General features: G+C 70.5%; 5 protein-coding genes and 1 riboswitch. Of the genes, 2 read left to right on the forward strand and 3 right to left on the reverse strand.

Annotated features, from left to right (window positions below; all coding sequences use genetic code 11):
- Positions 1 to 460 precede the first annotated feature (460 nt).
- Positions 461 to 10,339, forward strand: a complete 9,879-nt coding sequence (locus tag NE235_RS32920) for a hypothetical protein (RefSeq protein WP_252809996.1) — start codon at positions 461 to 463, stop codon at positions 10,337 to 10,339.
- A 97-nt stretch (positions 10,340 to 10,436) separates the two neighbouring features.
- On the opposite strand, the gene NE235_RS32925 is transcribed toward NE235_RS32920, so the two are convergent.
- The 3 genes from NE235_RS32925 to NE235_RS32935 all read right to left on the reverse strand — a co-directional run bounded on the left by NE235_RS32925 (position 10,437) and on the right by NE235_RS32935 (position 13,088).
- Entirely contained in the window at positions 10,437 to 12,068 is a 1,632-nt protein-coding gene (locus NE235_RS32925; protein WP_252809998.1) for a CehA/McbA family metallohydrolase, read from the reverse strand.
- A 196-nt stretch (positions 12,069 to 12,264) separates the two neighbouring features.
- The gene (locus NE235_RS32930) at positions 12,265 to 12,585 is read right to left on the reverse strand and encodes a Rossmann-fold NAD(P)-binding domain-containing protein (RefSeq protein ID WP_252810000.1); all 321 of its coding nucleotides are present in this window, start codon (positions 12,583 to 12,585) and stop codon (positions 12,265 to 12,267) included.
- Entirely contained in the window at positions 12,543 to 13,088 is a 546-nt protein-coding gene (locus NE235_RS32935) for an SDR family oxidoreductase (RefSeq protein WP_252810002.1), read from the reverse strand. The genes NE235_RS32930 and NE235_RS32935 overlap by 43 nt, the downstream gene beginning before the upstream one ends.
- 145 nt (positions 13,089 to 13,233) lie before the next feature.
- Between NE235_RS32935 and NE235_RS32940 the strand changes: the two genes are divergently transcribed.
- A complete protein-coding gene (locus NE235_RS32940) occupies positions 13,234 to 13,599 on the forward strand; it encodes a MarR family winged helix-turn-helix transcriptional regulator (protein ID WP_252810004.1) in 366 nt (121 codons plus the stop codon).
- Between the two features lie 83 nt (positions 13,600 to 13,682).
- Positions 13,683 to 13,759, forward strand: a riboswitch (S-adenosyl-L-homocysteine riboswitch).
- The last annotated feature ends 2 nt before the right edge of the window (positions 13,760 to 13,761 follow it).

The raw sequence follows: 13,761 nt of genomic DNA on the forward strand, positions 1-13,761 counted from the left end.
TCAGCGTGGTGCGGGTGCGGCCGGTGGAGGGGAGCGCAACGGTCCGGCGTCGAGTGAGGGGCGGCCGGCCGGCGGCGAGGCGGGACGTGAGGACGGTGCGACGTCGGCGTCTTCTGCGAAGCAGCCGCCGTCGACGTCCGGTTCTGCCGACGGCGCGGGCGTCGGTTCTTCGGGAGGACAGAAGGACCAGGCGCCGGGCGGCGAGCACCAGACGTCTTCGGATCCGTCGCCTGCGAAGCGTGCCGGGGACGCGGCCATGGCGAGGAATGCGGCGGTCAAGAACGGGCGCGGTCCGGCGGCTTCGTCCTCCGATGGTCAGCGGGATACGGGCGCGGCCGGTGGAGGGGAGCGCAACGGTCCAAGTTCGGATCCGGCGGCTCGCGGAACCGGACCCGCCCGTGCACAGCAGCCGCCGTTCGTCGCACGGCGGGGTGAGGGCACCGGCACGTCGCCTGTGCCGGTGGCACGGCAACTTTTCCGCACGGATTCGTGGACGGGCGATACGGATCTGGTCGATATCGCGCCTGGTCATCGGCTGGATGGTCCGCCTGTGGGCGACCCGCCGGCTTCGGCGCGGCCCGCTGATGACGCGGGTACCGGTGCGGGCGGCAGTGGCACCGATGGGGCCGGTCGTTATCGGTATTACGAGGTCGATCCGGCGACCGGCGCGGCCAAGGAGACGACCCTGGGTCCGAATGACCAGGTCGTGAACGTCAAGCCTGTCGGCGGGAAGGTCACTCCGGGTAGCGGGTTCTTCTCGGGGAAGGGCGGTGCTGCTCTCAGACCTGCCGGTGATCCGCATGAACGTGTGGCCACGCACGATTCGGCCGATGGGAAGTGGGACGTTGTCGACCTTCCTCCCAAGCCGGCCGGCTTCAAGAATGGGAACGTCACCGCTCATTCCAAGCCGGCGGCCACGTCGCCTCGGGATGGGGCGTACCAGGTTCTTCGTCGGGACGGCAGCGGCAACTTCGACCTGTTGACCTATCGGCGTCGTCCGGCGGATGTGCCGCCGCCGGACGGGGCGAAGGGCGACGGCAACCAGTACCACGAGCTGGGTGACGGCGGCCGGGACGGTTGGCATGACGGGCATCCGTTCGGGGCCGGTGCTCCGAAGGTCGAGCGCATCATCACCGGGCCGGGCAAACGGCTGGACGGGAAGCCGGCGGGCAGTTCGGACCCGGATGCCGTGCTGGTCCGCGACCCGAGAACCGGCTTGTACGAGAAGGTCGAGTCGTTCGCCTCCGGGAGCAAGGCCGGGGAGCCGGAGGGACGGACCTACTACCGCATCGGTCCCGATGGCAGGCCACAGCCGATTAAGGTCAGTGGCGGAAAGGTCGACGTCGTCAGGGTCTCCCCGAATGACGGCAAGGTCACGCGTACGACGTTCTCGGTCTCCGGCGGTGACGGCACGGCCAAGCCGTACGTCAACAGGGACGGTTCGCTGGCCTTTTCCGGGCCGAGTGAGTTCTCTGCCGGTGAACTGCGGTTCGACACCGACACCGGTCGGATCACCCATGGGGAGCAGGAGTCGGCCGGCTTCCGCGGCGGCGGCTTCGATGGTGGTTCCGGTGGTCCAGGTGGCGGGGGCAAAGGCACCGCCACCAGGCCGAAGACGGACGGTTCCCGGACACAGACCCACAGCGGCGTCCGGACGTTCACCGACGATGGTGCGGCGAGCCACGGTGCCACCTCGTCCAAGCCCGCGGTCAAGAAGAATCCGTCCCCGACCAAGGGCCGGGAGGCCGATCCTTCGTCGGAGCGCCCGAACGGCACGGAAAGCGCCGACGCGTTCGACCGGAGCAACCCGGGGCCTGTAGACGGGAGCGGGGCCGGGGAATCGGGTTCCGTCACCCGGCCGGGGGGAGAGGGTTCCCGGACGCAGACCCAGAGCGGTGTCTCATCGCCCACGTCGTCTGAAGGCTCCGGTGCGGCCACGTCCGCGGTCAAGAAGGATTCGTTCTCGGGCAAGGGCCGGGAGGTCGGTTCTTCGTCGGAGCACCCGGACAGCGCGGGACGCGCCGAGGCGTTCGAGCGGCTGCTCGGCTCGAAGGATCCGAAACCCTCACCCACGAGCGGAGGCAAGAAACCAGGCACCGTGCGCCCGAAGGACGACGCGCCCTCACGCGGCGGCAGCACAAAGACCGACGCGGACAACAGTGAGGGGACCTCTTCACCCCCACGCGGGAACGAAACCCCCGCCTCGGACGCGGGTGCCAGGTCGCACGCCTCCTTCGCGGCTGGTAGCGGCACGAGAGGGTCACCGGCGGTTTCGACGCCGAGGACCGGCGGCCCGGACTCGCATCAGACGGTTGACGCTTCGTCCAGCCCGCGTCCGCGGTCAGCGACCCATGATGGGCGGGAGCCCGCACCACGAACAGGAGAGAACTCGCCGTCCTCAGCCGGTGACGAGCCCACGCTCCTGCCACCCGGCCAAGACGCGCTGGTGATCGTCGGACGGGTTCTGCCTACCGACAACCTGATCCTTGTCGAGGGTGAACCCCGGCGCATGAACCCGGCCGAATTCACGGATTGGGTCCGGAACCAGCAGGGCTATGAGCCGGGTCTGCCTGTCGTCCTGCTGGCCGGGGACGCCCGTGCGTTCGCTCCGAGAGTCGCCTCCCTCCTCGGCGCGCCGGTGACCGCGCCGTGGGGTGACTTCGTCGCCTGGCCGTCCGGTGACCTGATCGCTGGCAGGATCGAACAAGGGCCGGACGGCGCACCGCAACTGATCAGGGAGAACTACGACGGCTGGCACACCTACGGGCCGTACGGTCAGGACACCGAGGTCGGGCCGGTCCTGCCCGATTCCGAGTCCTTGGTGAACAGCGTCGTGACGGCCATTGAGGAGACCGGGCGAGCGGTCGCCACCTGGCGACCGCCGGCCGAGGCCGGCTCCGGGCACCCAGTCGTCCCGTCCCGATCGTCGGCCGGTTCGCCGAGCACCGGCGGACCTTCCACGTCCCAGCCCGCTCGCCGAATCAACGGTTTTCGCGGCATTGTGTCGGGCGCGCTACGGATCGACGGTGAGAACGGTTCCCGCAGTGTGTCGGGCGCGCTACGGATCGACGGTGAGAACGGTTCCCGCAGTGTGTCGGGCGCGGTGTGGATCGACGGCGAGTTCGACCCGAGTTCGTCCACGGTCTCCATGAACGGTCATGCCCGGGATCTGGAGCAGCTGACACTGTGGATCGGCAAGAACACGCCGTACGAGCCGAGCCACCCGCTGCTTTTGAACGTGCCCGGTGCCGGGACTCGTGGGCCCGACGGCGCGCCGTCGTTCGCCGAACGCCTCGCCGGGCGTCTCGGCGGCCGAGTCCTGACCCCTCTGGAAGGTCCGTCCGGCACTCGCGGCTGGGTGGAGCACCGGCCACCGGCATCGGCGGAGGGCGACAGACCGCGCACTTGGCGATTGGACGAGGCGGGTCGCTTCGAGACTCCGGATAGGGATGCTGTGCGGTCGGCGGCCGGCGATCGGCTCAGGCTGGGCGGTAGGGGCCGTCTTCGCGGTGGGGCGCCGGGTGATCTCCGTGGTGGAACGCGGGATGCAGGGAGCGACCGGCACGCCGACTCGCCAGAGGATCTCGGCCTGCTCTCCGGCGGACAGGCTCTTGCGCCGGCCGCGGAGCAGGTGTCGGCCCCGGCCGATCCGCTTCCCGCTACCGCTCAGCTGCCTGCCGCGGATGAACTGTCACGCCCGTGGCGGGTGAGCGGTACGGCCGGGCTGGATGAACATGAGCTGCAGGTTCTATGGCATGAGGTGCGCAAGGAGCTCGAGCGCAATCATGTGCGGGTCGCGGGGGATACCGCGGCGCGGCTGCGGGAGCGGTTGCCGCAGCTGTATCTCGATCTCGAATCGTCGGTCCGGCTTCCGCTGCGGCGTGCCGGCGTGGAGATCGCGCTGGACGAGCTGAAGAAGGGAGTTCTCAGGGCACCCGGTACGAAGTCCGGTGAGGAGAACGCCGAACCGGGGTCGCCGGCCGAGGGGCCGATGTCTGCCCAGGCCGCGGGTGGAGGCGAGCGAGTTGAGGCCGCCGGGCCCGAACCGGCCGGGCCCGAGGCTCCCGTCACCCTTCCCGCCGTCCCGCGGACCGCAGATCCGATCACCGCCGGTACGACGACGAATCCGGCGGATCCCCCGTCCACCCCGGCGGCCGCACACCCGGCTCCAACGCGGGCGCCAGTGCCGTTCGCGCGGCTGGACGTGCAGCCCGCCCAGGTCGGCGAGCCTGCCCCGGTCACCGAGCAGGGTGTGGAGCCCGCCCTCGGTGAGGCACGCGCATCCGCCCAGGCGGGGGAGTCGGTCCCGGTGGCCCGGCAGACCATACGACTCGCTGAGGGCGGGGGGTCCGCTTCGGCGGTCACCGTGCCGACTGCCGGGTCCGGGAGAGGACAGAGCGGCCCGGCGACGACTCTCGCCAATCTCGACGTTGAGCCGCGCGGCGTGAGCACCGCCGGCCCGAGCGGCGCGCGGGGTGAAAAGCCCGCGCATCCGGTCTCCTCCCGGAACACGCCGTCAGCGACCGTTTCTGATTCGGTTGAGTCGCGCGATGATGGTCTGGGGGGCTTGGCGGATTTCAATGCTCTGGTCGGCCGGCAGGAGGAGATCGCCCAGGCGAGCCATCCCGTCACGGTTTTCGGGACGCGGCAGGACGGTGCGCGGGGCCTGGAGGTCCTCGCTCCGGTGCCCCAGCGGACGGTCGAGTACCTGCGGCGGCATCTGGTGCGCTTCGTGGAGGAGAGTGCGGCGCAGCAGGCCCGATCCTCGCCGCTGCCCGGCGCCTGGCCGGAAGACGATACGCGGAGCGGCGCGGAGCCGGACGCGCGGCTCCGCGCCGAGGTGGAGCGTGTGCTGACGAGTCGTCTGCTGAGCGCCGAGTGGTCCGACTTGTCGAGCACGTCGGGGATGCAGTTGTGGGTGGAGTACGACGGACATCGGGAACCGGTCTCGCTGCGGTATTACCTGGAGTATGTGGGCAAGGCGGATCCGCAGATGGAGTTGATGCCCGACGGTGGGCCGCCTGTGACGCTGAATCGCTGGGGCGCCGGTAGCGTTGAGACGGACGACACCGCTGCCGTGAGCGGGCTCCGGCCGGGTTCTGTGGCGTACACGCACTCCTTCGACACCGAAGGCGTCCTGCGTAGGGTGGCGGTCAGCCCGCAGATCAATGTGGCCTACAACCAGGCCGGCAGCGTGGTCACGACCGGTGCGACCGTCCAGCATTTGATCATCATGCGCGACAAAGACTCTGCTTTCCCCCATGAGTATCGGCCGACATGGGAGTTTCGGCTGGGGGACACGACCTCGGAGTTGTTGGCCGGCCGGGTCCCGGAGGACGGTTGGCGAGCGGTGGAGGAGCCTTCTCCCGACAACTTGGTGGTGTGGGTTCCCAAGTACCTGTCGGAAGCGCCGCGGACCCTGCCCACGCCGAATCCGAACGATCCGGCCACCGTGCCGGCGCCGGTGACGCGGCTGATGAGCGAGCTACCGCTGTACGGCGTGTTGAACATCCCCGACCACGACCGGTTGTTCGCCGATGTCATGGCCTCCTTCCGCGGCCATCTGAGTGACTTGTCCGACGGGTCGCGAAAAATGCTGAAGGAGTTCTTCGGCGAGGGTAACTTCCGATCCAATCTGCCGTCGGCATGGGATGGGTCGGTGCCGTCGCCCATCTTGTACACGCAATCCGGGAGCGTGATCGGGTATCTGAAGTTCAGCGTCGAGGACTTCGACGCAGAAGACCGGATCACAGGGCCGACGACGTCGAATGCGGTGGTGGAGACTTATCTCTTGCGGTCGCTGAAGATGCAGGGCAGTTCCTCGGTGACCAACGCGCTGGGCGTGAACCTGCCGATTCCGGGTTTTTCGTTCGGGGGTGCGCCGGACCCGGAGACCGGAGTGGCCGGTATCGGTGGCGGGCCGACCTTCCAGGCCGGTATGAATCACACGTTCGTTCACACGTTGGGTTGGGGTGGTAGCGCACGGACGGTGAGCTCGCTGCGAGCGGTCGGGCGGTTCTTCCAGGTGACTCCGCAGGCGAGGCTACGGATCACTCTGGTACGTCCGGCCGGTGCGGAAGTGCGCCCGGCTGCCGGCACGCCGCTGGCCGACGCGCGGCAGCGGTATCCGGTGACCATGCTGGTGCCGTCGCTGGCGGCCCTCGGGCATGCGCCGACGCGGCCCCGGTACCTGCCGGCGCACCTGGTGCATCTGCGCTCGCTCGGGGTGTCCACGACGCCATTGCGGGTCGGCGGCACGGAGTCGTTGTTCATTCAGCTGGAGCAGTGGCTTAGTGAGCACGGTTTTCTGCCGCCGCAGTCCGCTTTGAGGGAGGCGCTGGACAAGGGCACCGAAAGGTCCGTCCAGGACAGTCGGCTGAGCAACAAGCGCAAACTGGACCAGGCGCGATCGCGGTTGGGGTCGCTCTCCGCGTTGAAGGAGTCGATCCAGGGCGGCGTCGACATCACGTTCGAGCTGCCGGGGATATCGGGTGTGCGGCGAGTGACGGTGAAGCTGATGACCGTACGCCGGTACACCGGGCAGGACGCCAATGACGGGGTGGAGCACTACCGGACGCTGCCGGATGTGCAGACGCTCAACTGGATCGGCTCGACTCTTAGTAGAGAGGAGCAGTTCACCTCCGTGCCGCTCGGATGGAACGCCGGTGTCATCGGCTCGGTCACCAACCCGTTCAAGAGTACGGAGAGCACTCAACCGCTGAACCGGCTGGCCGGCGGGTACACCTACGGCCGGCAGACGGCGAAGGTGACGGGGGCCGGTTCCGGCACCGGTCTCGAGTACTACGAGCTCAGTCCCAGTGAGGACGGGCTTCAGCTGTTCCGTGTCCCGGTCACCCACCGAATGATGTTCTCCTACAGCGACGGACCGGCTCCCGAGCCTGCGGAGGCGGACGGCTTCGCGGAGCTGGCGGTTCCGACGTACCGTACGCTCACCGAGCCGTCCACCGACCCCGACTCCGGAGTGGTGACCGTCCGCGACCTGACGGAAGAAGACATCAATCGTCTGGCCCTGCCCGGAGACGGCCACATCTACCACGGCGGCGTGCTACGTCTGCCCGACACCGCCGTGCCGGATCGGATGGACGGCAGCCAGCCGCTGATCGAGATCACACAAGCCATGGTCGACGGCTTGGAGGATGAAGCAGCCGAGTTGGAGCGCGCCGCGGGGCAGGCCGAGCTGCCGCCGATGCCCGGCGCATGGCCGCGTGACGATGCCGACACGGAACCCGATCTGGAGGCGCAGGTCGGTGCGCCGGCCGTAACGCCTTGGGCCGGTGTGCTCGCCGGTATGGCCATGTCCGCGGTCGAGGCCGCCGGGGGGTTGCCTTGGCGCGGGGCGGCGAGTACGTGGCGGTTCCTGCGGCGACTGGTGGTGGGGGAGCCGACCACGGAGGGGGAGTCGGCGGTCAAGCGGGTGATCCAGATGGCGTTGTCCCCCCACCACCTTCTGGCGCACGCATGGCGTGTCGTCAACGGCAAGTACCTGATCGAAGGCGGTCCCGCGGCCGGCGCCGTCGCAGGGACCGACATCACGGTCGAGGTGAAGGCGTACATCACCAACGTCCGGTTGCTGCCGCAGCCGCCGAACCTCGACCTCGAGCGGTGGCTACAGTCGACCAATACCTCCATGACCGCCGACTCCCTCACCGAGGCGCATCACCTCGAGGCGACGGCGGCCGGTCAGTACGGCACCGCGAGCCGATTCTTCGACCCGGCCGGCGCGTACAAGTTCGACCGATCGACGACCGACGGCACGGTGGTGAACGACAACGCCGGTGTGTGGCGGATAACGACGGAGGACACGACACGGTCCCACCGGCTCGCCGGGGACCTGGTCTTCGTCGTCACCGTCCGCCGGGCGCTGAGCAACGTCGTCGTCGGCACGCTGCGTCGCGGGCCCGCTCTGGAGCGCACCCGCGTCGTGGAGGTGCCCGACGGGATCGAATTCAAGCTCGTCGACAATGATCTGCGTAACCACCCCGAATTGCTCGCCATCGGTGACTTCCCCACGCTCGCCGAGGGCCGGCCACGGGACCGGATGCTGCCCTCGTGGTACATCGACGGTGGCGGAGCCATGGGTGCGGGTACGGTCACCGAGGCCCACCTGCACGGCGGCAGGGACGTCTACTACGACAGCGTGGTCGCCGCGGTGGAGCGGCAGGCTCCGGGAGTGACCCGGCCGGGTCACCCGAACTACCTGCCCGGGGTGGCGACACAGATCAACGAGCACACGTCCTTCCCTGGTGTGCCCACCCTGCCCAACGCCGGACCGCACGGGCACACCGCCTTCCACTTCGTCCACCGTTCCGCGTTCTTCGGGCCCCGGCTGGTGGAGGTGACGTTCTTCGCCCGTCCCAAGCCGACCGCCGACCTGACACAGGTACGCGGTCGGCTGGTGGACCCGACCTCCGGTGTGGACAACGTCTTCGGCCACTCCAGCGGTGACGGCGCGGCGCTGAAGGTGCCCGGCGCGACCGGGGTGAGCACCACACGGACCACGAGTCACGAGGTGGACTTCGCGCCGGTGGGCCAGGTCAACGGCGGCCAGATCCAGCCGAACCTCCGCCTGTCCGACAAGACCACCATCACCAGCGCCCAAACATCCTCCCGCGAACTGCGGGCCTGGCGGCACACTTCCAACAGCGCCGAGTTCAACGAGGTGCCGTATGTCTATGGGTGGACCATCAGCTCTCGCCCGCTGAACGAGGCGCTTCTGGTGAAGCTGGTCGCTGCGGGGCTTCGTGGCCTGAAGAGCGCTCCGGTGTGGGCCGGGCGGGCTACGGGCGTCCTCGACCTGCTCGACCCGGTGCTTCGGCACCTCCCGCGTCCCGTCAGTCACGCCACCGGTCTGCTGCCGGCGTCGGTGACTCTGCGGTTCGACGCCGATGAGGCGCCGGTCGACGGTGGCCACCGTGCGGCACCGGTCATGCCGAGCCTGTACGCCTTCGACCCGACCGCCACTTCCGGACCCGCCCCGGGCACGCACGTCGTGCAGATCGACCCGGAGGAGCCTCCCGCCGATGTGCGCGCACTGTTGTCCGGTCCGCAGTGGGTCCCCTCACGACCGTTCACGATCTACGACTTCGGCGCGATCGAAGAGCTCGGCCAAGCGCTGCGCGAGGTGGACCCGTCGTTGGGACAGGATCCGACCCCGCTGACCTTCCAGTCGGCCGAGGGCATGTTCCTGCGGCTCAACCACCTCATCGCCAGCAACCGGCTCACTCTGCTCGAGCCTGCCGCCATCGCCGCCTTCCTCGGGCGTTCCGGCGGTAAGGGCACCTCGCTTAGGATCACCTTGTACTCCCCCCGTCCGGAGACCACCAGCAAGGACGTCGCCATCGACCGCGTCGAGATTTCGACCGACGGGTTCACCGACCAGATGGACGACTCCACCACCGTCTCGCTGGCCTTCGGAGGTTCGGGTTCGGACGCCGGCGGAACCAACAGCGGCAGCGCGTCCATCCCTCTTCTCGGCGGCAGACAGAATATCGGCCAGATCGTCGGCATCTCCAGTCAGCGCCGCGCGACGCTGAGGTTCGGCACCGCGAAGGAAGGCGCCGACGGCTCCGGACTCACCGGTCACCGCGCCCGCGCCGTCGCCGTCGTGGAGGTGCACGGCCCGTCCGGCAGCCGTTGGGTCGTCGGCGACCTGCTGTTCCGTACGACCGAGACGCTCTCGATCCACGCTGAGGACACCGAAGAGACCCGAGCGACCGAAGCGACCGAACGGCTTTCGGAGACCGAGAGCGCCGCAGGCGCCGTTCCCGTCGAGAACCAGGCGGAGACAGGGCCGCCCGCCACGACGCAGCCGACCGGCCCACGGCCGTTGTCACCGAGACCCGAGGAGCCGGAGGAGGTGCCGGGCGAGGAACAGGAACATGCGGAGCGGTCGGCGACAGAGCCGGCCGACGCGGAACAGCCCGGCGAGCGCGTCCACCGGTTCGGCCGAGGCAGTGGCGGCCCGGCCGCCCACGCCTCCCCGGACCCGGCCCCGACACCGCAACCGTCGCCGGCCGAGTCGCTGCGGGTGTATCTGGCGGACGCGCTCGCCGCCGACTTGGGCCGAGCCCCGGGCGAACGCCGGTTCTGGCCGGCCGTGGGCATGCCCGCCGATGCCACGGACGACGAAAGGCGCGCCTTCATCGCCGCGCTGACCTCGCCGGTCGCCACGGGCGAGGCGGACGACAGGTCACTGGCCGCGGCCGCGGCCGTCTTCGGGTTGCGCGTCATCTATGTGGCAGCCGATGGGCACACGGTCGAGTTCGGACCGCCGTCCGGGCCGGTCGTGGTGGCGCGGCCGCTCGCGTTCGGTTCGTAGACCAGTGGGTGGGGCCCCTGGACGGGGAAATCCGTTCACGAGCACGCGCTTCCGGCGGCCGGCCTGGAGATGCCATCGGCGCGGCAGGAGGGCCGCGTCAGGAGCCGGAGCGCCGCAGGAAGATCGGGTTCGTCAGGGCCGCCATCGGGCCCCACATCAGCGCCGGGCCCATCGTGTTGCCCTTGCCGGGGCTCCCGTCCGCCATCGGATGGCGGACCTCCGCGCGTACGTACGCGGCGAGCGACGTGGTGGTCCGCCAGACGACGCTGCCCGAGCCGGAGGCGGGCAGCGACTCCTGATGCAGCTGGCCCTCGTCGGTGATGAACCGGACGGTGCCGCCCGGCACGCCCTGGACGTCCAGGCGGACGTCGATCGGGGTGTCGGCGGGTGCGGTCAGCGTCCCGCCGATGCCGGCGCGCCGGCCGCCGCCGGAGGCCGCGAAGTCCACCTGAACCGCCCGTGACTCGGCGATCCAGGACCGGCCCGCCCGCAGACCGCTCAGGACGGCGCCGGTGGTGAGGTCGTCGGCGTAGACGACGTTGTGGGGGAGCCCGATGACCTGGGGCTCGCTGTGGGCGTCGCTGTTGCCCATGGCGGGGATCCAGCGCCCGCCCTTGCGCACCGCCTCCCCGACCATGGCGTCCCAGGTGTCGACCGCGGACTCGTCGTCGTAGGTCCACGGACCGTTCCACACCTCGACGAGGTCGGCGTCGTCGTACCCGAACTTCCACTGGCAGGCGACGTAGGGGCAGTACGGGTGGGCCGGCACGACCAGGCCGCCCGCGCGCCGCACCTTCCGGGCGAAGCGGCCGAAGGCGTCGTCGCGGGAGCGGTACCTCCAGTCGATCCACTCTCCGGCCGGCAGCCCGAGGGCCAGCCAGTGGCCGTTCCGGGTGGTGACCTCCTCGCCGGTGACGATGAGCAGGTCGTCGCCGGCGTACCGCCCCCAGACGCCGTGCGACGAGGAGGTGTTGTGGTCGGTGGAGACGATGAAGTCCAGCCCCGCCGCCCGGGCCCCGGCCGCGACCTCGGCCGGCGTCCTCCGGCCGTCGGAGTGGACGGTGTGGAGGTGCCCGTCGCCGCGGTACCACGCGCGGCCACGGCCCTGGGCACGTTCCGGCGGGAAGTCGGGCGTGAAGGCGGGCCCGGGCCGGCCGTACGTGAGCGTGATCCGCACCGTGTAGTCCATGCCCTGCGGCGCCACCTGGTACGGACCCAGGACGACATGCCAGGTGCCGGGCCGCACCGGACCCGGCAGGTAGCCGGGGGTGGCCTCGCCGTCGGCGATCTCGAACGAGGTGCGGAAGCCGCCGGACCAGCCGCGGAAGCCCTTGCCGCCGAGCTTGCTGCCCCGTTCGTCGAAGATCCCGATATCGCAGGAGTTCCCGGGGGTGCCGGCGGGGACCGCCGGCCTGTCGTAGGAGTACTCGACCGCGATCTTCTGTACGCCCGCCGGGACGCGCACCGGGAGGTACACGAAGTCCGCCGCGCCGGTCTCCAGGTGCCCCGTGACGACCTGAGTCTCCTGGCCGTCGCCGGCCGGGGTGGCGCCCGTCACGGCGGCGCCGGCCCGCTGATGGGTGAAGGAGACCGGGGCGAGCGTGAGGGCGACCCCGGTGGCGGCCGCCATCAGCAGCCGGCGGCGGTCGACTCCCTCCGTGCCCGGTTCCGCGGCCGTCGCCGGGGGAGTCGCGGGAAGGCTGTGTTCACAACGGTCGTCACGGCACATGGCGTCCTCATCGGTCGGGCGAAGGGCGCTCGGGATACGGCGCCGGGGCGGGATCCTGACGTATCCGTCCTAATGCCGGGTGATCGTCGCGTGAACCACCTCGGATGATCTTCCTGCGACCGGCTTCGGCCAGACCGCCCGCCGATCGACCCCGAGCCCTGGCGCGGGCCGCCGTCCGGGCGGCCCGCGCGGACGCTCACTGGACGCGGAAGTCGCCGGCGTGGTCCTGCGCCCACGTCGCGAACGTGCGCGGGGGACACCCGGTCAGCTCCCGTACCGACTCGGTCAGCTCGACCGGGGAGCCGTCGTTGGCCTCCCACGAGTCCAGCAGGGCGTCGGCGAAGGCGGCCGGGATGTGCTCGGCCATCTCCGACCTCCACTCCTCCCGGGTGACGTGCCGGACGGGGATCGGCCGGCCCGTCACCCGGCTCAGGATGTCGATCTGTTCGGTGAAGGTGAGCGACTGCGGACCGGTCAGGGTGTACGGGCGCCCGCCGAGGCCCGGATCGGTGAGCACGGCGAGGGTGGCCTCGGCGACGTCCCTCTCGTGGATCGGGTCGCTGTGGGAGCCGGGGAAGGGCAGGCTGATCGGCCGGCCCGACCGCAGGTGCGGCTCCATGCCAGCGCGTTGCTCGCGAACGACCCGGGGCGCAGCGTCGTCGCCGGCACGGCGGAGGCGGTCAGCGCGTTCTCCACGTCCAGGTGCGTCCTGGCGACCGGGCTGTCGGCGGCGTCCGGGGCGAGGACCGCCGAGGAGGACAGCAGGACGATGTGCTCGACCCCCGCCCCGGCGGCCTCCTCGGCGAACGCGCCGATGTGGGACGGCTCGGCGTAGAGGAGGACCGAGGTGACGCCCTTGAGCGCGGCGGCGAAGGTCGACGGGTCGGTCAGGTCGCACCGCACGGTATCGGGGTCTTCGGGCCGGCTGGAGGCCGCACGGACGGCGATGCCGCGTTCGCGCAGCAGTCCGATGAGGGCGCGGGCGACGGCGCCGCGGCCTCCGGTGACGAGAACGGTCATTGTCGTGATCCCTTTCAGCGGTGGTGTGCGGGGCGCTGCGCGGCATGAGCCACCCAGGCCGCGGCGGATGAGGATGACGGCGGCACCGGGACGCTCGCGGGGGAGACGGCGCCGGATCCGAGGTTCCTTCCGAGATCCGGATAGGATGCGTACGCGCGACGTGCAGTGCATCGCCCTGCTGGACCTCGAGCCGGGTCCGGTGACGACCGGCCGGATCGCCGAGCTGACCGGCCTGGCCTCCGGCTCCGCGTCGCGGCTGGTCGACCGTCTGGAGAAGGCCGGCTTCGTCCAGCGGCGGCCGGATCCGGACGACCGCAGGAAGGCCCTCGTGGCCCTCGCCCCCGATGCCGCCGCCCGCGTGGCGGCGGCGTGGGAGATGCCGGGGAAGGCGTTCGGCGCGGTACTCGAGCGCTACACCGACCAGCAGCTACGGAACATCGCCGACTACCTCGACGCGGCCGCCGAGGTGGGCCGCGACCAGGCGCGCCGGCTCGCCGCCGAGACGCCCTGACGCGACCGCGCCCGGCCGCGGGCCGCTCCGGTGGCCGCGGTACGCGTTCGGCGCGGCGTCAGATCTTGATACGCTCGGTCTCACAGGCCGAGAGGCGCTGCAACGGGCTCATGCCCGCCACGCTCGGCCGCACCGATGTTCGCAAGGGCGCCTCCCAGTGAA

The sequence above is a fragment of the Actinoallomurus spadix genome (assembly GCF_024055725.1).
In the GTDB taxonomy this organism is placed as follows: Bacteria; Actinomycetota; Actinomycetes; order Streptosporangiales; family Streptosporangiaceae; genus Actinoallomurus; species Actinoallomurus spadix.